The following is a 25,388-nucleotide window of genomic DNA, read 5'->3' as shown; positions in this document are numbered from 1 at the left end:
GCTGGCGAAAGACCGGCCCGTCAGCTTCGCAACTCGTCCGTCATGAGATCGATGAAACGCCTGACGCGGGGCTCCAGCAGGCGCTTGTCCGGATAAAGCGCGACGATGTTGACGTCCGCTGCCTGACGGTCGGGCAGGACCTGTCGCAGGCGTCCGGCGGCGAGATCGGGCGCGGCGAGAAAATCGGGGAGGAGGGCAATTCCGAGCCCCGCGACGGCGGCATCCCTTAGTGCCTCGCCGCTGTCCAGCCGCAGGCGGCTTCGTCCCTGCGCCCTAATCCAGCCGCCGTCTTCTGCGGGAAAACGCCAGGCCTGCCGCTGGTTGCGGCTGGTGAAGATCAGGCAGTCATAGGTGGCAAGATCATCGACGGTTTCGGGTTCGCCGCGTTCGGCGAGATAGGCGGGAGCGGCACAGAGCAAGGCCTTGAAGCGGGCGACGACACGGGACACCAGCCGGGAATCGGAGGTCGTGACGCCGATCCGGATCGCGAGGTCGAAGCCTTCGTCGACGATGTCCTCGATGCGATCGGTGAAACTCACCTCCACCTGCATCTCGGGCCAGGCTTCCAGATATTTGCCGATAAGCGGCAGCATGACCAGCCTTCCGAAGGCGTCGGGAACCGTCAGCCGCAGCACGCCGCGGGGCGTGCCGGTGGTTCCGGCCACGCTCGCTTCGGCTTCGTCGATCGTGGCGAAGATCTGCAGGCCGTGCCGGTAGAAGGTCCGGCCTTCGTCGGTGAGGCTGAGCGTGCGCGTCGTGCGGTTCAGGAGGCGTGTACCGAGACGTTCCTCAAGCCGGAGAACGGCCTTTCCGGCCGCCGAGCGCGACAGGCCCATGGCCTTGCCGCCGGCAACGAAGCTCCCGGCATCGACAACGGCCATGAAGACCTGGATATCGCTCAGATTGGCACGCTGCATGAACACTCCGGCGGTTCGCTTCTGTGTCGACGTCCATTCGTCAATCGACCGGCTATAGCAATCCCGTCCGGCGCGGATCGGCGTGCGGACCGGTCGACGACGACAGGAAGGAACAGAGACATGACACAAACGCTTGGCCGTTTGAACCCGCCGACGCTGCCCGATGCGGGCGCGCTCGGCTATTCGCAGATCACCACCGTGGAGCCGGGGCGGCTTGCCTTCATCTCCGGGCAGGTGGCGTGGCAGCCGGGCGGCGGACGGGCGCCTGACGATCTTGCCGGACAGGCGCTACTCGTGGTCGCCAATGCGAAGTCGGCGCTCGATGCAGTCGGGGCGACGCCACACGACATTGTCATGGTGCGGCTCTATCTGACGGACCTCACCCCGGAACGGATAGGAGAGGCGATGCCCGCCGTGCTCGCCTTTCTCGACGGCGCGAAGCCGAGCCTGACCGGCATCGGCGTCGCCGCGCTCGCCGGGCCGGATCTCCAGATGGAAATGGAGATGGTGGTGCGCCTGCCGTCCTGATCTCAGCCGAACAGCGGCTGCGGATGCGGCCTGAAGAAGGGTTCGACGATCTCGGCGCCGATGGCGTCGAGGCTCGCGGGCGACCATTTCGGATTGCGGTCCTTGTCGATGATGGCGGCGCGGATGCCCTCGTAGAAATCCGGCGTGTGCAGGATCTGGGCCGTCGCGGCGAATTCCCGTTCGAGACAGGTCCTGAGGTCGGGCGATTTTCTGGCCGCCCTCAGGAGCGCCAGCGTGACCTTCAAGCTGGTCGGCGATTTCGCCATCATGGCGGAGCGGACCTTGGCCGCAAACGGATTCGCCTCCGCCGCGAGCGCAGCCTCGATCTCCTCGACCGCATCGAAGCCGAAGCAGCGATCGATGAGCGCCCGATTGTCGGCGAAGTCGCCTCCGGGCAGCGTGGTCGCTGCGGCGTCGACCAGCAGGGAGACGTCCTTGTGCGTCGTGCCGGGCAGCAGGATTGTCAGCTTTTCCGCAAGATCAGCCAGGGCGTCCGCCGGGACGAACCAGTCGGCGAGACCGGCCTCGATGGCATCCGCAGCGCCGACGGCCTCGCCCGTCAGGCCCATGAGGGTGCCGAGTTCTCCGGGCGCCTTCGCCAGCAGCCAGGTGGCTCCGATATCGGGAAAGAAGCCGATGCCGGTTTCCGGCATGGCGAGTTTGGTCGTATCGGTCACGACGCGGTGGCTGCCATGGCTCGATACCCCGACGCCGCCGCCCATGGTGATGCCTTCCATGAAGACCACATAGGGTTTCGGATAGGCAGCGATGCGGGCATTCATGCGGTATTCCGCCCGCAGGAAATCGGCCGCGCGTCCGTCGCCTGCCTTGCCGCTTTCGTAGAAAGTGCGGATGTCGCCGCCAGCGCACAGGCCGCGTTCTCCTTCGCCCGTCATCAGCACGGCGGCAATTGCGGGGTCCTTTTCGAAGCGGTCGAGTGCTTCCTCGATTGCCTTCACCATGTCGAGCGAGAGGCTGTTCAGCACCCGCGGACGGTTGAGCAGGATCAGGCCGAGGCTGCCCTGCCTGCCCGTCAGCACATCCCCGCCCGTCATTTCCGCCGAAAGATAGCGCATGTCCCGTCTCCCCCTAGCGCCCCAGGATCGAGCGGGCGACGATCACCCGCATGATCTCGTTGGTCCCTTCCAGGATCTGGTGCACACGCAGATCCCTGACGATCTTTTCAACGCCGTATTCAGCGAGATAGCCATAGCCGCCATGTAGCTGCAAGGCCTGGTTGGCGACGGCAAAGCAGCGATCGGTCACCAGCCGCTTGGCCATGGCGCAGAGAACGGTCGCGTCGGACGCCTTGTCGTCGAGAGCGGTTGCCGCGCGCCAGAGGAAGGTGCGGGCCGCTTCCAGGTCTATCGCCATGTCGGCAAGCGTGAACTGCAGGGACTGGAAATCGGCAAGCGGCTGGCCGAAAGCCTTGCGTTCCTGAACATAGGCCGTCGCTTTTTTGAACGCCGCGCGCGCTCCACCGAGCGAGGCGGCGGCAATGTTGAGGCGGCCGCCATCGAGGCCGGACATGGCGATGCGGAAGCCTTCGCCCTCGGCGCCGAGCCGCTGGCTTTCCGGCACGCGCACGCCGTCGAGCATGACGGCGCGGGTGGGCTGGGCGTTCCAGCCCATCTTCTTCTCGTTGGCGCCGAAGGTGAGGCCCTTTGCATTGCCCGGCACGAGAAAGGCGGAAATGCCCTTCGGACCCTCCTCGCCGGTGCGGGCCATGACGATGTAGAGCGCACTTGCGCCGGCGCCGGAGATGAACTGCTTCTGGCCGGTCAGCACGTAGTCGTCGCCGTCGCGCACGGCGCGGGTTTTGAGCGCCGCCGCATCCGAACCGCAGCCGGGTTCCGTCAGGCAGTAGCTTGCCAGCGCGTCCATGGTCGCAAGGGCCGGCAAATGTTCCTCGCGCTGCTCGGGCGTGCCGTAGCGGTCGATCATCGTCGCGCACATGTTGTGGATCGAGATATAGGCGGCGACCGTCGGGCAGCCGGTGGCGAGCGCCTCGATGATGAGGGCGGTGTCGAGCCGCCCGAGACCGGAGCCACCGACATCGTCGGCCACGCAGATCGCGCCGAGTCCGAGGCTTCCCGCCTTCTTCAGCGTGTCGATGGGGAAGTGCTTCTTCTGGTCCCATTCCAGCGAGAAAGGCGCCAGTTCGTCGTCGGCGAATTCCGTCGCCATGTCGACGAAGGCCTGTTGCTGATCGCTCAGGGTGAAATCCATGCCTACTCCTCCGCATTCCGCCGTTTCTCCCGAACGGCATTCGCTCAAAGGCTTAGCATGGGTTTGCCGAGGCAATCACCCCGGTCGAAAGTCGGAGGCGGGTGGCGCGGCGCAAGCTCGCAGGCTACACATCAACTAGAGAATTTTCGCTTTTCCTTGAACCGCGAAAATTCTCTATCTCTTTGGTTTTTCGCAATTCCGGAGGCAAAACCGGTTCTCACTTCAGCTGGAATATTCTAACGTTTAGCCAAGGCCACCCGGCCGTTTTTCATCGTCTCATGAAGTTTGGCTTTGATCCGTTCGAAGAGCTCAGGCGGAACCATTCCATAATCATAACGGTTCGGATCAGACGGCAACGCCCTAAGATGGATACCGGGCCACTCGAATCTATTGACCTCGCTCACTCGAATCCAGTTGGCATTATCGTCCAAGCCGAGCTGATTACTCAGTTCTGCCGGAACCTCGATCGAGAGGTCTTCTTCGCCAAGTTCGGGCGGAGAGTGCGTGATCGGCACGACGATCGTATCGTTGGTGCGGGAATGGTATACGACAATAGCACAAGGCCTGTCCTTGCTTCCCAAGGAAAATCCTTCGCTTTTTTCCTTGTCCCATAAGTAGTTGTACCGAATGACGAGACCTGGGACCGGAGTCGGGTAACTCACTCGGAGACTTTGCCGTATTCAGAGTTCACGATCAACGCCATGGTTTCGTCATCCATTTCGCTGACACGGATTACCTCGCGCTCACGCCTTTTCATGTCATGATAATGGCTGAGTTCGGCGGCAGACAGGAAACCTCCAATCGTGCGGTCATGAGCCGTAATCTCAATCACACCCGCCGACTGTACCCGTTCCCTGTATGTCGTGAATTTACGGGCGAACTCGGTCGCCGGCACTCTCAGAACCTGAGCCATGGCTGCCAATCTCCTTTTTGTGTAAAATGCGAGTTTTACACATTTTGTCAAGAGTTCGAGAAGTCAATGAAACCGGACGGCGCGGAAAGACGTCGGGCAGCTTCCCGACATCCTCAGATCACCGCGCAGACGGTTTTCGTCTCCAGATAGTTTTCGAGGCCGGGGGCGCCGTTTTCATAGCCCCAGCCGGATTGCTTGTGGCCGCCCTTCGGCAGTTCGGGGGAGAAATAGGAATGGCAGTTGATCCAGATGGTGCCGGCCTTCACACGGGCGGCGAGCCGGTGGGCAGATGACAGGTCTTGTGTCCAAACGCTGCCGGCGAGGCCGTAGGGGCTGTCATTGGCATAGGCGATGGCCTCTTCCGGATGGTCGAAGGGGGTGACGGCGACGACGGGGCCGAAGATTTCTTCGCGCATCATGCGCATATCAGGGCGGACCGAGGTGACGACGGTCGGCTCGAAGAAGGTACCGAATTCGCCGGTCTGGTTGCCTCCGGAGGTAATCTCTGCGCCTTCCGACCGGCCTTCCGCAATAAAGCCCGCCACGCGATCGGCCTGCTTGCGGTTGACCAGCGGGCCGAGATCGGTGCCGGTATCGAGGCCGTGGCCGAGAGTGAGGGCGGCTGCGGCCTTCGACAGGCCGTCGACGACTTCTTCATAGACGGCGCGGTGGGCATAGACGCGGGAACCGGCGACGCAGACCTGTCCGGAATTGGAGAAGATGCCGCGGGCGATGCCGGGGATGGCGAGCGCCATGTCGGCATCCGGCATGACGATGGCGGGTGACTTGCCGCCGAGTTCGAGCGTCAGTTTCTTGAGGTTGCCCTGGGCAGCCGAGACGATCAGCTTGCCGACCTCGGTCGAGCCGGTGAAGGCGACCTTGTCGACATCGGGATGGGCGGTGAGGGCTGCCCCGACCACTTCGCCGAAACCGGTGACGAGGTTGACGACACCCTTCGGGAGGCCCGCCTCCAGCATCAGCTCGACGAGGCGGATGGCGGTGAGCGAGGTTTCTTCGGCCGGTTTGAGGACGACGGTGCAGCCGGCGGCCAGCGCTGGCGCGAGCTTCATCGCTGCCATCAGCATGGGCGAATTCCACGGCGTGATTGCGGCGACGACGCCGACCGGTTCGCGCGTGGTGTAGGCGAAGATCTCTCTGCCTTCCGGCTGGTAGGCGATCGATGTGGGAATGGTGGTGCCGAGGATCTTGGTGCAGAAGCCGGCGAAATAGCGGAACTGTTCGGCGGATGCCGGGATCTCCCCGAAACGTCCCGTCCTGAAACTCTTGCCCTGATCGAGCGTTTCCAGCTCGGCCAGTTCCTCGACATGCGCGTCGATCAGTTCGGCGATCTTCCACAGAAGCTTGCCGCGCGCCGATGGCGTCATGCCTTTCCATTCCTTCGAGGTCAGCGCGGCGCTGGCGCTGGCGACGGCTTCATCGACATCCGATGCTGTGGCTTCGGCGAGTTCGGCGAGCAGCCTGCCTGACGCCGGATCGAAGGTTTCGAAGCGCTGGCCGGAGCCGGCATCCCGCCAGACGCCGTCGATGAGGATCTGCTTTTGCCGGCGGGCGAGGAAGGCCCTCGCGCCTTCGCTGCGGGGCTCCGGTGTCTTGATGGTGATGGTCATGTCAGTCTCCGATGGCGAGCGACTGCTCGCGGATGCGGCGGGCGGCATTGAGCGCGCCGCGAATGATCGAATGATAGCCGGTGCAACGACAGATATTGCCTTCCAGTCCGGCCCGGATTTCCTCTTCGCCTGCATCGGGATTTTCCGTGAGCAGGGCGGTCAGCGCAATGGAGAAGCCCGGCGCGCAATAGCCGCACTGGAAGGCGCTTTCCTCCTCCAGCCCGGCGCGGATGGCTGGGCCGAGGGGATGGGCGTCGAGGCCTTCGACGGTGACGATATCGGCGTCCTCGATCTGCCAGGCCATGAGGAGGCAGCCGTTCACGGCCTTGCCGCCGACGAGCACGGTGCAGGCGCCGCAGCGGCCGACGGAACAGGCGATCTTGGTGCCGGTGAGTGCCAGCCGGTCGCGCAGGATATCGGCGAGACGGGTCTCGGGCTCACAATCGACGGTGACCGGCTTTCCGTTGAGAGTGAAGGTGACGGTCATGCGGGCAACTCCATGACCGCGAGGATCGCGGCGGGCGGAACGGGGGTCGTGACCGGCCAGTGGCCGATGGCGGCGGCGACCGCATTGGCGATGGCCGGGGTGACCGCGCCGATGCCAAGTTCGCCCGAGCCGCGGGGGCCGAGATCGTCGCCGGGATCGAGGTCTTCCAGTGCGAAGGCCCGCATGGTCTTCGGCGCATCCTGTATGCCGGGCAGCATGTAGGTATCGAGATTGGCGGTGAGATAGGAGCAGTCCCGCATCGGCGCATCCTCGGTGAGGGTGAAGCCGAGGCCCTGCACCGCGCCGCCTTCAAGCTGGCCGAGATAGGCGGCAAGGTCCATCACGGGACCCGCGGCGGAATGCTGGTGGAGGTCGAGTACGCGGATCTCGCCGGTGACGCGGCTCACCGCCACGCGGGCAAGCGCTGCGCCGAAGGCGAAGATGTAACGGGCATTGGCGGTGGGGTAATCGGTCTTCGGGAACTCGTAGGTAACGGTGACGCTCGGCAGGTCAGCTTCGGGAATGTTGTCCGCAAGGTCGCGATAGGAGATCAGGATTTCGCCGCTGTTCGAGCCGCGTTCGGCAAGGCCACCGGGGGCGAAGACGAGGGTTTCGGGATCGCGGCCCAGGATTTTACCGGCGGCGGCGCGGACCCTTGCGGAAAATTCGGGGGCGGCCTTCTTCGCCGAGGCCCAGACGACATAGGTGCCGCGCGAGGCCGTGGTCGAGCCGGATTCGGGCGCGAGCCTTGTGTCACCGATCAGCGGCTTCACATCCATGCGGGCGCAGCCGAGCTCGGCCGAGACGGTTGCCTGAATGAGCGGAAGAAGGCCCTGTCCCATCTCGTCCAGGCCGTAGGCGCCTTCGATGAAGCCGTCCTTTGTCAGCGCGAGGCGGCCGCCGGCCGGGTCGGGGACGACGGAGCCGAGGCCGTTGCCCTGATAGTTCATCGCCATGCCGGTGCCGACGATCCATTCGCCGTCATCGGAGATGCCCTGCGGTTTCGTCCAGATATCGGAGGCGCGGGCGGCGGCGAGCATTTCGACGACGCGCTCGGATTTCGACACTTCCTGACCGAGATAGCCCGGGGTTCCGGGCACGCGGAGGTTACGGGCGCGGATCTCGAAAGGCGAGAGGCCGCAGAGCTTCGCCAGCCGATCCATCTGGCATTCCACGGCATAGGTCATCTGGTTGGCGCCGAAACCGCGGAAGGCGCCGCAGATGCCGTTATTGGTATAGACGAGGCGGCCATGGGTGGAAATATGCGGCGCTTCATAGGGGCCGGTCGCGTGTTCCAGCGCGGTTTCCAAGACGCCGGGGCCGAGCGAGGCATAGGCGCCCGCATCGGCCAGCACTTCGACTTCCTGCGCGAGCAGCATGCCCTCGGCGTCGCAGGCGGTCTTCATGCGGATCGTCATCGGATTGCGCTTCTGGCCGGCAAGAACGGACTCGGCGCGGGAAAGCTGCAGGCGGACGGGCTTTCCGGTCTTCAACGCAAGGAGCGCCAGCGCCGGCTGGACGGAAAGCTCGTCCTTGCCGCCGAAGGCGCCGCCGGTCGGAGAGGTGACGACGCGGATCTTCTCTTCGGGAAGATCAAGGATGCGGGAGAGTTGCAGCCGGTCGCGGCCGCCATGCTGGCCGCCGGCAAAGACGTTCAACGTGCCGTCGCCTTCCAGGAAGGCATAGCCCCCTTCGGTCTCCATGAAACCGTGCATCTGGCGGGGGGTGACGTAGGTGTCTTCGACGATGTGGGCGGCTTTGGCGAAGCCCTGTCCGATGTCGCCGCGATGGAAGAACAGTTCGCGCTGGAGGTTGCCCTGTTCGTGGACCAGCGGCGTGTCGGCGGCGAGCGCCTTTTCCATGTCGTCGACCGGCGGCAGCGGTTCGTATTCGACGCGGATCAGGGCGAGTGCCTTTTCGGCGGTTTCGGCGTCGATTGCCGCGACGGCTGCGACCGTGTCGCCACGATGGCGCACCTTGTCGTGGCACATGGCAGGCTGGTCCTGCACGACGATGCCGAAGGCGTTGAGGCCTTTCACGTCCCGATGGGTGACGACGGCGGCCACACCGGGCAGGGCTTCCGCGGCACGGGTGTCGATGGACAGGATCTTCGCATGGGGAATGCCGGCGCGCAGGATGCGGCCGATGAGCATGTCGTCTTGCCGTCGGTCGGTGAGATAGGCCATCTCGCCGCGGATCTTCGGCCGCGCATCGGGGCGGACATGCCAGCGGGACGGCACAAGAGTGCGGGAGAGTTCCGTTTCGTCGGCAAGACCTTCAGCGGGTTCGGGGGGGCGGGCGGCGGGAAACAGACTGCGTCCGGGCAGTCGGCCGCCAAGGCCGTGAACGATGGCGTTGGCGGCGACGCGACGGCGATAGGCGCCGGTGCGGAAGTCGTCATCGGGCGCGATGATCGTGTCGAGAAGGCAGGCGTGCAGGGCGGTCCAGTCGATATCGGCGAGCGGTTGACCGGTCAGCAGGGTCTCGGCGTTTTTCAGACGGACTGGCGGAACGACACCGCCGCCGACTGCAAGGCGTGCCTGCGAGACAATGCCGTTTGCAACGGTCAGCCGGGCGGCGGCATTGACGACGCTCGGCGTGAAGGCGGCGCGCAGGCCGGTCTTGCGGAAGAGGTGGCGGTCGGCGGCATCCTGCGGGGCGATATGCACGGCGGTGAATAAGGCAAGCGGGTCGGCGGGGCGGGCCAGCCAGTCTTCAAGGGGAAGCGTCGTCAGGCCCGAGGGCGTGGCGATTTCCAGTCCGGCATCGAGTGCAAGAAGGGCGGGCAGCAGGCATCCGGTGCGGCCGGCGATGTTGCCGCCGATGGTGGCGAGATTGCGCACCGAGGGGCCGGCGACGACCTTGAGGGCTGCATGCAGCAGCGGGAGGCCGGAGGCGATCTCGCGGGTGGCGATCAGGCTGTTCAGGTTGGTTAGCGCGCCGATGCGGAGGCCTTGCGGGGTGGGTTCGATCCCGTTCATGCCGGAAAGGCGGGCGAGGTTTATCATCACTTCCGGTTTCGGCAGGCCCTTTGCCCATTCGAGCTGGAGTGCCGTGCCGCCGGCGACGAAACGGAAGGCGCCGGGATGAGAAGCGGCGAGGGCGAGGGCTTGTTCGGGAGAGGCGGGTGTCAGGATGCGCATGCTGCGTCCTCTCTGGGGAGGGTGGTGCTATCTTCGTCAGTCCTGCCGGCGTTCGCGGCTGTAATCGACTCACTGGATCGATTACTCCGCTGCGTGGATCGCCACTCACCCCCCTTGATGGCAGAGCTATCGCATAGAAAGCATGGGACGGCGCCGTGGAGCCCCTCCCCCTTGTGGGGAGGGGTTGGGGAGGGGTCTTGGCCACACATAAAAACCCCTCCCGCCTGCCGGCCACCCTCCCCCCAAGGGGGAGGGTTAAAAATGCCGCACCGCCACTCCTTCCATAGGCTCTCTCCCTCTTTGAAGGGGGGAAAAGGCGGCATACGCCATCCCGACTCTGTGCCCATCACGCCGCCCCGGCGGTGGTTCCGAAGCGGACGCCTTTTTCCTTCAGCCAGCGGCGATAGGCGATGGAGGATGAATCGGCGCGGGTCGGGATTTCGGCGCGCGGTTCGAGCGGAAGCAGCAGGGGGCGCTGGTTTTCGACGATGATGCGGTCCTGCAGGAAAATGACCTGTTCGAAATTGAGGAGCGCCTTGTGGGTGGAAATGCTGTCGACCAGATACATGACCGGCTGCGCCCGGCAGAGGCCTTCCTCCATGGGCTGGATGAAGAGGGCGATGGCGTCCAGCCGGTTCGGCGAGGTCGGGCAGACGCGGTAGAGCATGACGACGAAGGGGGAGGGCACCCGGTAGGTCAGATGCACGAAGTCGCCCTTGTCTTCTGTCGCGGCGATACGCGGCTGGAAGAAGGTGCAGTTGGTGGCCCAAACCTCGTCAACATCGCGGCGGATTTCGCTCTGGTAGGTCGGCACCTCGGTATGGGGTTCTGAACCGAGGATATCGGTATGAACGAAGGGAAAGTGCGCCATGTCGAGGAAATTTTCCACCACGCGCAGGCCGGACGCGCGCATGGTGACCCAGCCGCAGGGGACGAAGCGACGGTCTTCCTCCTCCGCTTCCTCGATGTGGACAATGTCCTTCACCGGTGTGCCGAGCGAGGTGAAGAGGCAGCCGTAGCGAACCTGCACGGGAAGGACCGGGCCGCGCGCGCCGTCATCGAGGATCTCACGCACGAGCGGGGCGCCGCTTTCCGAGAGCCGGTATTCGATATCCTGCCCGAGCAGGCGCGTCGTGACAGGTTGCGCCGTTACTTCGCTTGCGGTCGCAATGGCATACCAGTCGTTGAGCGCGACCCGATCGGTGGTCTTCATGCCGCTGTTTCCTCTTTCTTGGTCCATTGCATGGTGCCGCCCTGGTTTTCGGCAAGCCATTCGGCGCGGCGGGCAAAGTGCCCCGGCGCCATGCGGTGGATGTCGCGGATGATGGTGTGGATGTCGGCGGTTTCGAGTTCGCCGTCTTCCACGATGATCTCGCCATCGACCATGGTCATGGTGACATCGCCGCCGCGCACGGCATGGACGAGATTGTGCTGCAGGTTGAAGTAGGGGCCTTCGCCGAAGAGCGGCGTCATGCGCGGCGTGTCGGTGCGGACGGCGATGATATCGGCCCGCTTGCCTGCCTCGAGGGAGCCGATCTCGTGATCGAGGCCGATGGCCTTCGCGCCGAGGATGGTGGCCATGCGCAGGCACTGCCAACTGTCCATGGCGGCCGCGTCGCGATGACGGAGCTTGCCGAGCAGCGAGGCGGTCTTCATTTCCTCGAACATGTCGAAATTGTTGTTTTCCTTCTCGCCATCGGTGCCGAGCCCGACAGGTACGCCAAGCGCCAGCATGTCGGCGATGGGCGCGATGCCCGAGGCGAGCTTCATGTTGGACACCGGATTGTGGGCGATGGACACGCGATGCTTGGCGATCAGTTCGACCTCGGACGGATCGAGCCAGACGGCATGGGCGAGCATGGTGCGCGGTGTCTCGAAGAAGCCGAGATCCTTCAGGGCGAACATCGGGCGTTTGCCATATCGCTCGATGAATTCCGCGACCTCGATTTCCGCTTCCGAGCAATGGGTGTGGAAACCCGTGTTGTGGCGGTTCGCCATTTCGATGGCCCGTTCCTGGCCGTCCTCGTCGGCGTAGAAGAGATGCTCCAGACCGACCCAGACATTGATGCGGCCATTGGCCTTGCGATGCCACTTCTCGATCATAGCCTCGTTCATGTCGAGCGTGTCGAAATAGTCATAGTCGAGATGTTCGCCGACATAGGGGACAGCGACGAGGCGCGTGCCGATGGCTTCGGCGGCGTGGGCGCTGCCATCCATGTAGCGCCACATGTCGACGACCGTCGTGGTGCCGGCCAATGCGGATTCGGCGTAGCAGAGGAAGGAGGCCGCCTCCGCCTCATGCGGTTCCAGAACCCGGTGCATCGGATTGATGTGCATGGTCAGCCAGTCCCAGACCGGCAGATGCTCGGCGGTGCCCCGCAGGAAGCCGGAATGGGCATGGGCGTTGACGAGGCCGGGCATCAGGACGGCGTTGTCCAGCCGCTTCAGCGCATAGGCGGGATAGGCGGCGCAGATCTCGTCCAGCCGGCCGACGGCGAGGATGCGGCCATCCTCGATCGCTACGGCCCCCTTGGGTATGACGCTGTTCTTGTCATCCATGGTCAGAAGATAGTCACCTGCCAGGATCATTCCGCTCGAAGTCATGTCATCTCCGTTTCTTCCGCACCATCGCGGAATGAAAGCAAGTTTCAGGCCGCTTCCATGAGGAAGGCGGCGGCTCTTTCACCGATCATGGTGACGGGGGCATGGGTGTTGCAGGTCGGGATCACCGGGATCACCGAGGCATCCGAGATCGTCAGGCCTTCCAGTCCGTGGACCTTCAGGCGGGCATCGACGACGGCCATGTCGTCCTTGCCCATCTTCGCCGTTCCCGATGTGTGGAAGAAGGTCGAGCAGCCATTGCGGACGAACTCGACGGCTTCTTTGCGGGAAAGCTTGCGGTCCGGGGCGGCAAAGCCGGCGAAGAGATCGGCAAAGGCCGAGGTCTGGGCGAGGTCCATGATGGTGTAGACCGCCGAGACGAGCGCTTCGAGGTCTGAAGCTTCGGCGAGATAATTGGGCTGGATGTCCAGCGGGCCGAAGGGATCGGCGGAGAGCATCTTCAGGTAGCCGACGCTTTTCGAGTGCATCAGGCCGGCACCGAGCGAGAAGACGTCTCCCGACATGTCGTAGAGTTCGCGCAGGCGCGGCTCGGCGCTGTTGCCCTGGACGGGAAAGGAATGGACGTCGGGCTGGACGAGATCCGGCCGCGATTTCCAGTTCAGCATGGTGCCGCCGCCATTGTCGAGCTTTTCGCCCATGGGCACCTTGGAGCGGAAGACGCAGGCCTGTACCAGCGGGTGATCCTGCAGGTTTCGGCCGACGCCGGGCAGGGCATGGACGAGCGGGATGCCGAGGCGTTTCAGCTCGGCCGGATCGCCGATGCCGGAGAGCATCAGCAGGCGCGGCGTGCCAATCGCGCCTGCTGCCAGCACGACCTGCGTCGTGGCGCGGGTTTCGACGGGCTTGCCATCGATGAGATGGCGCACGCCGGTGCAGCGACCGGCTTCGACGATGAGGCCGATGGCGTGGGAGCCGGTGAGCACGGTCAGCCGCTCGTTGTCCAGAACGGGCAGGAGATAGCCGTTCGCCGAACTCCAGCGCCTGCCGTCAAAAATGTTGAAGTTGGAGGGGCAGGCGCCCTCGTTGGTCTCGCCATTCGGATCGGCGATCACGGGAATGCCGATTTCGCTCGAGCCGTCGAGCATGGCCCGGGCGACGGGATGCAGTTTCCGACTGGTGGTGATCCTGAGCGGACCGCCGGCGCCCCGAAGGGCGGTCTCGCCGCCTTCCCAGTCCTCGGCCTTCCGGAAGTAGGGCAGGCAGTCGGCGAAGGACCAGCCGTCGCAGCCGGCCTGTTGCCAGGCGTCGTAATCGAGCGGATTGCCGCGATACCACATCAGCGCATTGATGGCGGAGGAGCCGCCGAGCGCCTTGCCGCGGGGGATGCCGATGGTCCGGCCGTTGACGCGCGGCGTCGGAGAGTAGCTGTAGCCCCAGTCCCAGCGGCTCCGGCCGAGCGGCACCCATTCGCGCGGATCGTCGATCTCTGCAACACCGATGCCGGGTTCGCCGGCTTCGATCAGAAGCACGGTGGCGTCCGTGCCGTCGATCAGGCGGCGCACCACCGGCAAGCCGCCCGAACCGGAACCTATGACGACGTAGTCATAGGATCTAGCGAGGGGGCGGGTGGGGATAATGGGTGGCCTCATGGGACCGACCGGAAGATGCGTTTGTGAAAACCCCCTCTGGCCTGCCGGCCATCTCCCCCACAAGGGGGGAGAAGACTCGTGGCAACGTTCCTGTCGATCCCGCCTGTCGTGCCACGAATTAAGCCCCTCCCCCTTGTGGGGAGGGGTTGGGGAGGGGTTTTCGCCTGCTCGAACATGCGATGTCCTTTAGTTGTGCTCGCTCGGTCCCATGATGACGATGCCTTCGGTGGCTTCGACATGGCGGACGAAGATGTACTTGTCCTCGCGGCCGTCCGAATGCTTGCGCTTGATATCGGGCTGGACGGTGCCGGCGACCTTGGCGACGACGATGTAGGGAACGTCGGCTTTCAGGCCGGCCTCGCAATAGGCCTCGAATTCCTCGAGCGTGCGGGCGGTATAGGCATTGTCGACGCCGGCACCGCGGGCGATCGCGGCGATATCGACGCGGCCTGACGCGGTGTGGGTCGGCGGGCCGCCGATCGACTGGTAGCACTCGTTGTCCCAGACGACGACGAAGAGGTTCTTCGGCTGCTCGTTGCCGAGGGTGGCGAGGATGCCGAGATTGAACATCATGCCGCCATCCGTATCGAGCGAGACGATGCGGCGATGGGGAAGGCCGGCTGCAAGGCCAAAGGCTTGCGGCGTGACGCAGCCGAGCTGCTGCTGGAACAGGCTCGCCTCGCGCATGTGGGGTGCCGCATTGTACCATTCATCGACGGAGGCGCCGAGGGAAAGGATGACCAGTTCGTCCTTCAGGCGTTCAGCGAGACGCTGCATGCAGTCGAAACGTTTCATCGGACGATGCTCCCCCCGAGCGCGATGGCCGAGTGGTAATAGGCGTTGTAGGACCAGTTGTAGGCGTCGGCGATCGACTGCTCGATCTGATCCTCCTCGCGTACGATCCGGTAGGGGATGCGCAGCGCGTTCAGCACCGGCTCCATGGTGATGCCGTGAGGAATGGCCCACCAGTTGTTCTCGCCGAGTTCGCCGCGATAGCTCATCAGCATGACGACCGGAATGCCGGCGCCGAGGCCCATGCGGGCGAGCGGTTCCACGGAGGCCCTGAGGCCGGAATTTTCCATGATGAGCGCCGCGCGCTTGCCGGACAGGAAGACGCCGCCGCAGATCGCGGCTCCCTCGCCCTCGTTGGTCACGCGGATGGTGCGGATATCGGGATCGGTGTCGAGCGCCGGATAGAGTTCCTTGAACAGGGAATCGGGGAGATAGCAGACGATGCTGACGCCTGCTTTCTTGAGGCCGCGGATCACGGCGTCAACGGATGATTGTTTCATGGCTTGCCCTCATTGCGCGGCGAGGTTCGCAAAACCGAGATGTTCCGAATAGACGACAATTCCTGACGATCTCGTTGCGTCATATGCAACATCTACGGTGCCGGGGCGGGCGCCGGGGAATGGGTCATGCGGTCGATTGCCTGTTCCAGGAGCTTGCCAAGCGCGGACGCCGCATCCGACATTTCCTTTTCCGAGCGGGAGAGCAGCATCAGCTTGCGCGGCGGCAGGCGGCTATCGACCAGCGGCACGAATTTCAGGGTTCCCTCGCCAAGTTCCTGCTCGACGCCGACGCGGGTCTGCAACACCGTGCCGAGATTGCGCTTGGCGAGGTCGACCATCAGGCCGATGGAATTGGTGCGCGAGCGGCGGGAAAGATCGACCAGCGAGCGGTTGAAGGCCTCTTCCACGGAGGAGCCGAGCGTCAGGCTGGAGTCCGACAGGATGACGCGTTCGTTGGCGAGGTCGAACAGCTTGAGTTCGTTGCGCTTCGCCATCGCGCCGCCGGGGAGTGCGAGGACGCCGAGCGGAAGCAATGCGGTTGCAATGCGGCGCACGGTGCGGGGCACGCGGATGTCGAAGACGACAGCAAGGTCGCACTCGCCGTCGGATACGGCATTGGCGGCCTGCTGCGATCCCATGACCTTGATGTCGACGGTGATCGCCGGATGGCGGTTCCAGAAAGCCTCGAGCGCCGCCGGCATCAGGCCGCGGGCCACGCTTTCGACGATGGCGACGGACACCGTGCCGCGATGCAGGCCGTGGAGATCGTTGATCTCGTTGCAGGCGCGGTTGAGTTCGGAGAGCGAGATGCGGGCATGGTAGAGAAGAAGTTCGCCCGCGCTTGTCAGCTTGAGGCGCTGGCGAACGCGCTCGAAGAGCGGCGTGCCGAGTTCATCTTCCAGCTGCCGGAGAATGCGGCTGACGGAGGAGGGGGCGACATTCAGCGCCAAGGCCGCCTGGCGGATCGATCCAAGCCGCGCCACGAGCTGGAAATAGTGGATGCGGGTGGCGACCAGCCCGAGGCGGTAGGGGTCCATGGTCCTCAGGCCTCCGGGCTCTCGAAGAGCGGCACGATCTCCATCTGCGGCACGGTGACGAGGCCCATGTCGGTGATGCGGATTTCCGGGATGACCGAGAGCGGGATCAGGTTGAAGCCCATATAGGGGATGGTGCAGCCGGCCTTTTCCCATTCGACCTTGAGCGCCTGCACTTGCCTGGCCACCTCATGCACGCGCTTGTCGGAGAGGAGGCCGGCGATCGGCAGCGGCACGATGGCCGTGACCTTGCCGTCCTGCACGACGCAGGCGCCGCCCTGATGCTCCTCGATGGCGCGCAGCGCCACCTGCATGTCCGCCTCGTTGGTGCCGGCGATGATGATGTTGTGGCTGTCATGGCCAACGGAAGAGGCAACCGCGCCGCTTTTCAAGGCGAAGTTGGAGAGCAGGCCGTAGGCGACGTTTCCGGCCGACTTGCCGTGCCGCTCGATGACGGTGACGAAGCAGAGGCCATGGCGTTCGAAATGGGTCTGCCAGTCGTTGGCCGGTTCCAGCGCGACCTTCACATGGCCGAGAATGATGCCCGGCAGTTCGGTCCTGATCGTGTTGGCGACGACCTTTTCGGTCGGCAGTTCCGGCGTCAGCTTCAGCGCCTTCGGCAGCTTGACCGTGTGGTAGGCCGCGTCCGGATAGCGCCACGGCTTCGACAGGGTTTCGTCGAGCAGCGGCGTGATCTTTTTCTGGTCGACGACGAGTTCGCCGCCATACCAGGTGCTGACCGGCTTCAGGTCGTCGTCGAGCATGACGAGGTCGGCGCGGCGGCTGCCGCCCATGCCGCCGATCTCGCCTTCCATGCCGAAGCGGGTGGCGCCATGCAGCGAGCCCATGGCCCAGGCCTGTTCCGGCGTCATGCCGGCTCTGCGGGCTTCGCGCACCACCCAGTCGAGGCCGAAGTTCAGGAGGTCGTCGGCGTCGCGGTCGTCGGTGCAGACCGCGATCCGCTTGTGGGAGGCACCGAGTTCGGTCACCGTCTTGATCGCTTCCGGCAGCGAGTGCCAGGGCGTGGTCGGCGGGCCGCCGCGCAGGAAGAGCCAGATGCCCGCTTCCAGCATGTCGTCGGCGATGTCGCGGTCGATGGCCTCATGGGTATCGGTCACGCCCGATGCGGCATAGGCGGAGACGAATTCGCGTCCGTAGACATGGCCGGAGACGGGCCGTCCGCGCGAAAGGGCGGCCGCCAGAATGGCGTGGGAGCGCTCGTCGCCCATGGTGACCGGCACGAAGTCCATCTTCTCGCCAAGCGCCACGGCTTCCGGCCACTTGTCGAAGAGGGCCGCGATCTTCTCCGGCGTCAGGTCGCCGCCGGCGGTTTCGAGGTCCGGGGAGGTGGCCGGAACGGTCGAGGGCACCGTGAGGAAGATGGAAAGCGGCGCGTGGCGGGCGTCTTCCAGCATGGCCTCGACGCCGGCGACATCCATGACGTTGCCGATTTCGTGGCTGTCGCAGAAGATGGTGGTGGTGCCGTTCAGGAGTGCCGCTTCCGCATAGGCGCAGGCTGTCACCATGCTCGATTCGATATGGATATGCGGGTCGACGAGGCCGGGAGCGATGATGCCGCCCTTGGCGTCATAGAGTTTCGCGGAGCCGTTGCGGTAAGTGCCGGCCGGCTTGACGGCTGCGATGCGGCCGCCGGAAATCCAGACCTCGCGGTTGGGCAGGATGCGCTCGGAATAGGTGGAGAGCACCCGGGCGCCGGTGATGACGAGATCGGGTGAAACGCGGCCTGAGGCGACGTCGGCAAGCTTGCGGGTCATCGTCGCAAGCGGGGCGACGGAAAAGCGGGTGATAGGTGGCATACGTGTCTCCTCGCTGCGGTTTCTTGTCGAGAGCGTTTTTCGGCCTGAATTCATCAGGTTGGGGCTCTAAATCCTTCCTTTTGAAGCATAATCTTGCCGATCCTCGCTTCACTCCGGTCGGATTATGCTCTGGCGCCTATTGCGGGCGCTTGTCATGCGGTAGCACCCCTCCCTCTGCCCTGCCGGGCATCTCCCCTCAATGATAATCCGGAATGCCCGGCATGGTTTTGAAGCCGGGCAGGGTGCGGAAGCGGCGGACCCAGCGGCGAAGTGCGGGAAATTCGTCGTGATCGATGCCGAAGTCGCGGGAAAGCGCGAAGATCGGGAAGAGCGTCAGGTCGGCGAGCGTCGGCGTGCTGCCGGCGAACCACTCGATGCCATCGAAGTGACGGAGCGTCATGTGGTCGTCCATGATGCGGAAGGCGCGGCGGGCGGCGGCTTTCAGGGCTTCGAAATCGCCCGGCAGGCCGAACAGCGCAACCTTGCGGGCGGCGATCGCATCCGGCAGGACCGAGGCCGAGAAGGTCAGCCATTGCATGGTGGCGGCAAAGGCTGCGGTATCCGCCGGGAGCCAGGCTCCCGTCGTGTCATAGGCCTTTGCGAGATGAGCAAGGATTGCCTCCGTGCCGTAAAGCGTGAGATCGCCGTCCGTCAGGATCGGCAGGGACCCAAGCGGATTGAGCGCCAGCATGGCCGGGCTCTTTTCCTCATGACCGGGAACCATGTCGACGGCATAGGTCGTATAGTCCTTGCCGAGCATGGAAAGCAGCAGGCGAACGCGGTAGCAGCTGTCATCGAGTTCGTAGTTGTAGAGCGTGATGGCGGACATCAGGCGACCTCCGCCATGAGGGCGCCGGGAGCCGCTGTCTCCAGCGTGCCGCGCAGGGCTTCGGCCCAGCGGGCGACGGGTGCGCGAAGTGCCGCAGCCTTGCCGCCGGTGTCGTCGATCAGGATGTGAAGCGCCGTCTTCGCCGCGCCGACGGTCTGTGCGGCGACGAGAAGCCGGGTAGTTCCGGCAGTCAGCGCCCAGCAATTGGCAGTGAGCTTTTCAAGCGAAGCCGGGGCTGATGCGGACCCGGCTTCGGGGAGCTCGGCCTTCCCCAGAACCGCGAGAGCGTGTTCGAGGGAGCAGTCGGCATAGAGGCTGCGGACCGGCACGACGGCACCGAGATCCGGAACGCCGGCGACATCGGCATCGTCGGCTAGCGCCGTCCAGATGAGGCCGCTTCGTTCTTCCACGGCATAGGTCGGGATCTTGATGGTCTTCGGCACTTCGAGATCGGGATGGGCGGGGATGTACTGGCACTGGCCGGCGGTGTCATAGGCCCAGCCGTGATAGAGACAGGCGATGTGATCGCCGCGCACGAAGCCGAAGCTCATGCGCATGCCACGATGGGGACAGCGGTCTTCCCAGACATGGGCGGCGCCCTTGCTGTCGCGCCATACGACGATTTCCGCGCCGTTTATCACCGCGCCGGCGGAGGTGCCCGGCTCGATCGATGCGGAGAGCGCCACCGGCATCCATACCGGCTCCTTGGCTGTTTCCCCGGCCGTTTCCTTGCTCATCTTCAAATCCCCTTCAAAAATCAGTCCTGTCGAGCCGATGCCAACCTGCTTTCGGAGCGGCTGACATCCAGCACGATGCAATCGTAAGGCCCGAGGCTGCAGGCCATCTCGAACATGTCGACCAGCGCCTCCTGTCCGGCGACATGGACCGAAACGGCGCTTTCGCTGCAATTATCCACGCGCATGTCGAGATCGAGTCGGCCGGCGCGATGGCGCGCGAAGCCAACGAAGCTGTCACAGTCGAGCCTGCCCCTGAACACGAAATCCACGGCGCAAGTCATGCCCTTCTCCTGACCGCACTCAGCATCGCGGGACATGCCGCCGTGCCGGCGTCGGTTTGGTGTCTGTTGCGCAAGCTGCCCTGTCCTCTGGTTATCTTTTGCGCTTATGCACAAAATATGTGCATGCCTTGTATTTCATCAATCTAGCCTTGGGCGCGATCAGGTTTCAAGCGGTTTTTTCGCCGCAGATGTTGCCTTTGGCGCACCACGGCCTCCCCGTTTTTACGACTATTCGGAACATCGGCAATTTGGAAAGGTCGGGAGCAGAAGGCGGTTTCTTCGCTCGGGCAGAAGGTTTTCCGGGCTTTTTCCGGGAGTTGGCCGATGTCTGCTCCGGGGTTGGCGCGGCGGTTCCGGTTGACGATCGTCAAGGTGTCCGAGGGTGGGCTTTTTCCGGCATTGCGCATTGCAGGCCGTTTGGCGAATGCGGGTTCAGACTGGCACGGTTGTTGCGTTTCTGAACGGATGGCGTCCCGGTGAGCGAATGGAAACCCGCTTTTCGTCATAGGCGCGTTATAACCAGAACTAAGGGGTTCACATGATCGACTTGCGTAATCTTTCCCGTCGCGGCTTTCTCAATATGGCCGCCGCCGGCAGTGCCTCGCTGATGCTTCCCGCCGGCCTCGTGCGCCCGGCCATGGCTGCCGCTCCGCTGGCGGCCGTCAAGGAGGAAGACGCCGTCATCGGCTTCGGCCATGTCGGCCCGATCACGGACGAAGGCTGGACCTGGAGCCACCACCAGGGCCTGCTTGCGGTGAAGGAGAAATTCCCGAAGTTGAAGAAGATCCTCGAGGTCGAGAACATTCCCTATTCCGCCGATGCGACCCGCACCTACCGCCAGTTCGTGGCGGAAGGCGCCAACATGATCTTCGACACCTCGTCGAACGGCGACTTCCTGCATGAAGTCGTGCGCCGTGCGCCGGACGTCGCCTTCATGGAGTGCAACGGCCATGTGACCATGGACAATCTCGGCTGGTATTATCTGGCGCACTGGTATCCGACCTATGTGCTCGGCGTTGCTGCCGGCCACCTGTCGAAGACCGGCAAGCTCGGCTATGTCGCCTCCTTCCCGGTCGCCTCGGTCTACGCCTCGACCAACGCCTTCCTGATGGGTGCGCGCACCGTCAATCCGAACGCCACGCTGCAGACCATCGTCATCAATTCCTGGTTCGACCCGCAGGCCGCCACCCAGGCCGGCACGGCGCTGATCGACAATGGCTGTGACTTCCTGTTCGGCATCATGGACGAGGCCGGCTATCTGCAGGTCGCCGAGAAGCGCGGCGTCTGGGCCGCCATGTGGAACACCGACATCCGTCGCTACGGCCCGAATTCCTACGTCTCGTCGATCATCATCGACTTCAAGGATTTCTATGTCGAGCAGGTGCGCAAGCGTCTGGCCGGCGAATGGGCGCCGTCGGAAAACCTGTTCGAAATGGGCAAGGGCGTCGACCGCGACGTCTGGGGCGAAAAGGTCCCGGCCGAGGTCGGCAAGGCCGCCGACGAGGTTCGCGCCAAGATCATGGGCGGATGGTCGCCGTTCGAGGGCGAGCTCAAGGATGCCAAGGGCAATGTCAAGGTCGCCAAGGGCCAGCGCATGACCGAACTCGAGCTCTACAACTGGGATTGGTCCGTCGAGGGCGTCACCGGGCTCTGATCGGGAAGCATTCCTTTCAAAACGGACCGGGCGCTCGTCGTCCGGTCCGTCGCCTCACGACTGCACAAACATCCTGTCCTCCGGTAGTGGCGAATGACTGAACAACGCAGCAAATACGTGGTGCCGCCCGGCACGGCCCCGCTGGTGCAACTGAAGGGGATCGCCAAGTATTTCCCCGGCGTGATCGCCAACCAGGATGTCGACATCGAAGTCATGCCCGGCGAGATCCATGCGCTTCTGGGCGAAAACGGCGCCGGCAAATCGACGCTGATGAACATCCTCACGGGGATCTACCAGCCGGATGCCGGTGAAATCATCATCGACGGCTATGCACAGCAGTTCTCCTCGCCCGTGCAGGCGATTGCCGCCGGTATCGGCATGGTGCACCAGCACTTCAAGCTGGTGAATGCCTTCACCGTCGCGGAAAACATCCATCTCGGCTGGAGCGAGACGCCGCGCCGTGCGTCCGCTGCCGTTCTCGAAGCGCGCACCGCAGCGCTTGCCGAGAAATACAATCTTCAGGTTCGGCCGTCGTCGCGGATTACCGAGCTTTCCACCGGCGAGCAGCAGCGCGTGGAAATCCTGCGCGTTCTGGCTCGGCAGGCGCGGGTGCTGATCCTCGACGAGCCGACCGCCGTGCTGACGCCGGCCGAGGCGCGGGAACTGTTCAAGGCGCTCCGCGAGTTCGTGGCCTCCGGCAATGCGGTGATCTTCATTTCCCACAAGCTGGACGAGGTACTGGAAATCTCCGACCGCATCTCCATCCTGCGCGGCGGCCGCAAGATCGGCACGGAGTTTTCGGCCGACTGCACGCCGGCAAAGCTCGCACGGCTGATGGTCGGCCGCGATATCGTCCTGGCCGACATGCGGGGACGGCCGGAAGGGGCCTCCCCGATTTCCGAGAAGCCGGTGATGAGCCTGCAGAATGTCTTTGCGCTCAACGATGCCGGGGGCGAGGCGCTTGCGGGCATCAACCTCGATATCCGCGCCGGCGAGATCGTCGGCATCGCCGGGGTGGCGGGCAACGGCCAGCGCGAGCTGTCGCAGGTTTTAACCGGGACGCGCGGCGTTTCGGCCGGCACGATCCTGCTCGACGGCCAGCCGATCGGCAAGGCCAATGCCGCCGAATTCGTCGACCGCGGCATCGGCCATATTCCGGAAGACCGGCTGCACAGCGGCCTGGCGCCGGGGCTTTCGATCACCGTCAACGCGGTCATGCGCGAATACCGCAAGCCGCCGGTGACATCGGGCGGCCTCTACAAGCCGAGGGCGGCCCATGCGCTCGCCCGCGAAATCGCGTCCGTCGCCGAGGTCGCCATTCCGGATTTCGGCATGCCGATCCGCAACCTTTCCGGCGGCAACCAGCAGCGTCTCGTCGCGCGCCGGGAAATGCGGGTCGCCTCCAAGATCCTCGTCGCGGCCTATCCGAGCCGGGGGCTCGATGTCGGTGCGATCAACACCATGCTGCGCTACATCGTGGAGCTCAGGAATGCCGGCGCCGGGATCGTGCTGATCTCGGAAGAGCTGGAGGAATTGCTGAACCTCTCCGACCGTATCGCCGTCCTCTACGAAGGGAAGATCATGGGCATCGTCGAGAACGACAATGTCGACATTGAGGAAATCGGCCTCTTGATGGGCGGGCGCGTGCGCCAGTCCGGGGAGGCCGCCAATGGCTAACCTGCGTCTCCAGCGGCTTCCCTCGGCGCAGCCCAGCACGGCGCTCGGCGCGCGCATCGCCGCGATCGCGCTGGCGCTGGTCGTGTCCGGCCTGATCCTCGCCGCCACCGGACGAAATCCGCTCGAACTCGGCGCGCAGGTCGTGTCCTCGTCGTTCGGCTCGTCCTTCGGCATGGAGGATCTCGGCCTGCTCGTCATACCGCTGATCCTGACCGGCCTTTCGGTGACGGTGGCCCAGCAGATCGGCGCCTGGAATATCGGCGCCGAAGGTCAGTTCTATGCCGGCGCCTTTGCCGCGACCGCGGTCGGCCTGTTCGTGCCGCTGCCGGATGGCCTCAGCCTCGTCGCCATGTTCCTCGCCGGCGCCTTCGGCGGGTTGGTCTGGATCCTGGTGCCGACGCTGGCGCGCGCCTATGCCAATGTCAACGAGCTTATCACGACCCTTCTTCTGAACTTCGTCGCCATCCTGCTGGTCTACTATGTCTCGACCGATCTTTGGCGCGAGCGCGGCGGCATCGCCAATTCGGCGACACCGCGCATTCCCGCCGAAATGCCGGAATTCTGGGGTCTGGTGCACTGGGGCCTGCCGATCGCGGTGGTCATGTGTGTCGCCATGGCGGCGCTCCTGACCTTCTCCCGCTGGGGCTACGAAGTGCGGCTGATCGGCTCCAACCCGTCCGCCGGCAAATATGCCGGGATCGCCGCGCGCAGGCATCTCATCACGGTCATGCTGCTGTCGGGCGCGATAGCGGGCGTCGCCGGCATGCTGGAAATCGCCGGCACGGTGCATCGCCTGCAGGGCGGCATTTCCAACAGCTATGGCTATCTCGGCATCATGGTGGCGGTGCTGGCGCGCGGATCGAGCGTCGGCGTGATCTTCGCGGGCGCGCTGATGGCCTTCATCCTCAATTCCGGCATCATCCTGCAGACGCAGGGGCTGACCACGTCCACCGTTCTCGCCATTACCGGCCTCATCCTGTTCCTGACGGCGATCGGCGACGAACTTTCCCACTACCGCATCGTGCGCGACAAGGCGTGAAAAGGATCGACCCATGGATCTCCTGACCGGACTTTTCACCACGGCCTTTCTTGCCGGCGGCGTGCTGGCCCTGGCGGCGCTCGGCGAAGTGCTGGCCGAACGGGTCGGCGTCGTCAATCTCGGCGCCGAGGGGCTGATGGCCATGGGTGCCGTCACGGCCGTCGCCACCGTCACCGCCTTTCCCTCGCCCTTGCTGGGCTTCCTCGCGGCACTGGTGGTCGGCGCCCTGTTCGGCTGTGTCTTTGCCATCGCCACCGTCACCATCCGGGCCAATCAGGTGCTGTGCGGGCTGGCGCTGACGCTGATCGGAACCGGCCTCGCCCAGACGATCGGCAAGAGCTATTCCGGCATGCCGGTGCCGGTCACCTTCGAGGGCGTGGCCGTTCCGCTGCTGTCGTCGATCCCGGTGTTCGGCCAGGCCTTCTTCAGCCAGAACATCCTCGTCTACCTGATCTACATCGTCCTGCCGTTCGGCTTCAGCTACCTGATGTTCAAGACCCGGCACGGGCTCAATCTGCGGGCGGTCGGCGAAAACCCGGCCGCCGCCGACGCGGCGGGCATTCCCGTCAACCTCATCCGCTTCGGCTATGTCGCGGCCGGTTCGGCGCTCGCCGCCGGCGCCGGCGCCTATCTGGTGCTGGCCTTCGTGCCGGCCTGGTCGGACGGCGTGGTCGCGGGGCGTGGCTGGATCGCGGTGGCGCTGGTCATCTTCGCCGGCTACCGGCCGGTCCCGGCTGTGCTGTCCGGCCTGCTGTTCGGCTTCATCACCGCGCTCGGCTTCGTCGGCCAGGCGCGCGGCTGGCCGATCGCGCCGCCCTTCCTGTCGATGCTGCCCTATCTCGGCACCATCGCCTTCATCATCGTGCCGGTTATCGCCTGGCAGCGCATGCGCCGGCTGATGGCCGCGCCTGCCGCGCTTGGCGAGCCTTATTACCGCAGCGTCCGCTGAGGGCGCAGAGGGTCTTGACGAAC

Annotated in this window: 24 protein-coding genes; 6 read left to right on the top strand and 18 right to left on the bottom strand. The window is 64.6% G+C overall.

The window, feature by feature from the left end:
* Positions 1 to 20 precede the first annotated feature (20 nt).
* Positions 21 to 917 carry a LysR family transcriptional regulator gene (locus ACLBKR_RS14575; RefSeq protein WP_414899468.1) on the bottom strand — a complete coding sequence of 299 codons (897 nt, stop codon included), beginning with the start codon at positions 915 to 917 and terminating at the stop codon, positions 21 to 23.
* A gap of 120 nt (positions 918 to 1,037) precedes the next feature.
* Between ACLBKR_RS14575 and ACLBKR_RS14570 the strand changes: the two genes are divergently transcribed.
* On the top strand, positions 1,038 to 1,445 hold the full coding sequence (locus ACLBKR_RS14570) for a RidA family protein (protein ID WP_113438120.1): 408 nt from the start codon (positions 1,038 to 1,040) through the stop codon (positions 1,443 to 1,445).
* Between the two features lie 2 nt (positions 1,446 to 1,447).
* On the opposite strand, the gene ACLBKR_RS14565 is transcribed toward ACLBKR_RS14570, so the two are convergent.
* The 17 genes from ACLBKR_RS14565 to ACLBKR_RS14485 all read right to left on the bottom strand — a co-directional run bounded on the left by ACLBKR_RS14565 (position 1,448) and on the right by ACLBKR_RS14485 (position 20,046).
* Positions 1,448 to 2,521, bottom strand: coding sequence for an enoyl-CoA hydratase/isomerase family protein (locus tag ACLBKR_RS14565; RefSeq protein WP_414899467.1), 1,074 nt, complete (start codon positions 2,519 to 2,521; stop codon positions 1,448 to 1,450).
* 13 nt (positions 2,522 to 2,534) lie between these two features.
* On the bottom strand, positions 2,535 to 3,674 hold the full coding sequence (locus ACLBKR_RS14560; protein WP_113444306.1) for an acyl-CoA dehydrogenase family protein: 1,140 nt from the start codon (positions 3,672 to 3,674) through the stop codon (positions 2,535 to 2,537).
* Positions 3,675 to 3,910: 236 nt separating this feature from the next.
* Positions 3,911 to 4,255 carry a type II toxin-antitoxin system PemK/MazF family toxin gene (locus tag ACLBKR_RS14555; protein ID WP_244709800.1) on the bottom strand — a complete coding sequence of 115 codons (345 nt, stop codon included), beginning with the start codon at positions 4,253 to 4,255 and terminating at the stop codon, positions 3,911 to 3,913.
* A 77-nt stretch (positions 4,256 to 4,332) separates the two neighbouring features.
* A complete protein-coding gene (locus ACLBKR_RS14550) occupies positions 4,333 to 4,587 on the bottom strand; it encodes a hypothetical protein (protein WP_113340863.1) in 255 nt (84 codons plus the stop codon).
* A 113-nt stretch (positions 4,588 to 4,700) separates the two neighbouring features.
* Entirely contained in the window at positions 4,701 to 6,215 is a 1,515-nt protein-coding gene (locus tag ACLBKR_RS14545) for an aldehyde dehydrogenase family protein (RefSeq protein ID WP_414899466.1), read from the bottom strand.
* A 1-nt stretch (position 6,216) separates the two neighbouring features.
* Positions 6,217 to 6,702 carry a (2Fe-2S)-binding protein gene (locus ACLBKR_RS14540; protein ID WP_414899465.1) on the bottom strand — a complete coding sequence of 162 codons (486 nt, stop codon included), beginning with the start codon at positions 6,700 to 6,702 and terminating at the stop codon, positions 6,217 to 6,219.
* Positions 6,699 to 9,845 (bottom strand): molybdopterin cofactor-binding domain-containing protein, encoded by a 3,147-nt coding sequence (locus ACLBKR_RS14535; RefSeq protein WP_414899464.1) that lies wholly within the window; start codon positions 9,843 to 9,845, stop codon positions 6,699 to 6,701. The genes ACLBKR_RS14540 and ACLBKR_RS14535 overlap by 4 nt, the downstream gene beginning before the upstream one ends.
* Positions 9,846 to 10,191: 346 nt before the next feature.
* Positions 10,192 to 11,058 carry an aromatic ring-hydroxylating oxygenase subunit alpha gene (locus ACLBKR_RS14530; RefSeq protein WP_112829250.1) on the bottom strand — a complete coding sequence of 289 codons (867 nt, stop codon included), beginning with the start codon at positions 11,056 to 11,058 and terminating at the stop codon, positions 10,192 to 10,194.
* Positions 11,055 to 12,449, bottom strand: coding sequence for an amidohydrolase (locus tag ACLBKR_RS14525; protein ID WP_113447754.1), 1,395 nt, complete (start codon positions 12,447 to 12,449; stop codon positions 11,055 to 11,057). The genes ACLBKR_RS14530 and ACLBKR_RS14525 overlap by 4 nt, the downstream gene beginning before the upstream one ends.
* Before the next feature lie 44 nt (positions 12,450 to 12,493).
* Positions 12,494 to 14,056 (bottom strand): GMC family oxidoreductase N-terminal domain-containing protein, encoded by a 1,563-nt coding sequence (locus ACLBKR_RS14520; protein WP_113447753.1) that lies wholly within the window; start codon positions 14,054 to 14,056, stop codon positions 12,494 to 12,496.
* Between the two features lie 186 nt (positions 14,057 to 14,242).
* Positions 14,243 to 14,851, bottom strand: coding sequence for a thiamine pyrophosphate-dependent enzyme (locus ACLBKR_RS14515; RefSeq protein WP_113447752.1), 609 nt, complete (start codon positions 14,849 to 14,851; stop codon positions 14,243 to 14,245).
* Positions 14,848 to 15,348, bottom strand: coding sequence for a thiamine pyrophosphate-binding protein (locus ACLBKR_RS14510; protein ID WP_113447751.1), 501 nt, complete (start codon positions 15,346 to 15,348; stop codon positions 14,848 to 14,850). Before ACLBKR_RS14510 ends, ACLBKR_RS14515 begins: the two co-directional genes overlap by 4 nt.
* Before the next feature lie 92 nt (positions 15,349 to 15,440).
* On the bottom strand, positions 15,441 to 16,385 hold the full coding sequence (locus ACLBKR_RS14505; protein ID WP_113447750.1) for a LysR family transcriptional regulator: 945 nt from the start codon (positions 16,383 to 16,385) through the stop codon (positions 15,441 to 15,443).
* Between the two features lie 5 nt (positions 16,386 to 16,390).
* A complete protein-coding gene (locus ACLBKR_RS14500; RefSeq protein WP_113447749.1) occupies positions 16,391 to 18,199 on the bottom strand; it encodes an adenine deaminase C-terminal domain-containing protein in 1,809 nt (602 codons plus the stop codon).
* A gap of 196 nt (positions 18,200 to 18,395) precedes the next feature.
* Positions 18,396 to 19,028, bottom strand: a complete 633-nt coding sequence (locus ACLBKR_RS14495) for a glutathione S-transferase family protein (protein ID WP_113438112.1) — start codon at positions 19,026 to 19,028, stop codon at positions 18,396 to 18,398.
* Entirely contained in the window at positions 19,028 to 19,765 is a 738-nt protein-coding gene (locus tag ACLBKR_RS14490) for a Rieske (2Fe-2S) protein (protein WP_113447837.1), read from the bottom strand. The genes ACLBKR_RS14495 and ACLBKR_RS14490 overlap by 1 nt, the downstream gene beginning before the upstream one ends.
* A 20-nt stretch (positions 19,766 to 19,785) precedes the next feature.
* Complete coding sequence (locus tag ACLBKR_RS14485) at positions 19,786 to 20,046, bottom strand: hypothetical protein (protein WP_112829259.1); 261 nt, start codon at positions 20,044 to 20,046, stop codon at positions 19,786 to 19,788.
* A gap of 59 nt (positions 20,047 to 20,105) precedes the next feature.
* Here ACLBKR_RS14485 and ACLBKR_RS14480 point away from each other — a divergent pair, with 59 nt between their 5' ends.
* The 5 genes from ACLBKR_RS14480 to ACLBKR_RS14460 all read left to right on the top strand — a co-directional run bounded on the left by ACLBKR_RS14480 (position 20,106) and on the right by ACLBKR_RS14460 (position 25,365).
* Complete coding sequence (locus ACLBKR_RS14480; protein ID WP_162708249.1) at positions 20,106 to 20,507, top strand: hypothetical protein; 402 nt, start codon at positions 20,106 to 20,108, stop codon at positions 20,505 to 20,507.
* Between the two features lie 77 nt (positions 20,508 to 20,584).
* Positions 20,585 to 21,700, top strand: coding sequence for a BMP family ABC transporter substrate-binding protein (locus tag ACLBKR_RS14475; RefSeq protein ID WP_112829260.1), 1,116 nt, complete (start codon positions 20,585 to 20,587; stop codon positions 21,698 to 21,700).
* A gap of 93 nt (positions 21,701 to 21,793) precedes the next feature.
* The gene (locus ACLBKR_RS14470) at positions 21,794 to 23,377 is read left to right on the top strand and encodes an ABC transporter ATP-binding protein (RefSeq protein WP_414899463.1); all 1,584 of its coding nucleotides are present in this window, start codon (positions 21,794 to 21,796) and stop codon (positions 23,375 to 23,377) included.
* Positions 23,370 to 24,416 carry an ABC transporter permease gene (locus ACLBKR_RS14465; protein WP_113447746.1) on the top strand — a complete coding sequence of 349 codons (1,047 nt, stop codon included), beginning with the start codon at positions 23,370 to 23,372 and terminating at the stop codon, positions 24,414 to 24,416. The genes ACLBKR_RS14470 and ACLBKR_RS14465 overlap by 8 nt, the downstream gene beginning before the upstream one ends.
* Positions 24,417 to 24,429: 13 nt before the next feature.
* Positions 24,430 to 25,365, top strand: a complete 936-nt coding sequence (locus ACLBKR_RS14460) for an ABC transporter permease (protein ID WP_113447745.1) — start codon at positions 24,430 to 24,432, stop codon at positions 25,363 to 25,365.
* Positions 25,366 to 25,388 lie beyond the last annotated feature (23 nt).

Source organism: Paenirhizobium cremeum, assembly GCF_047553425.1.
Classification (GTDB): Bacteria; Pseudomonadota; Alphaproteobacteria; order Rhizobiales; family Rhizobiaceae; genus Allorhizobium; species Allorhizobium cremeum.
This window is presented reverse-complemented; position numbering and strand designations above follow the sequence as displayed.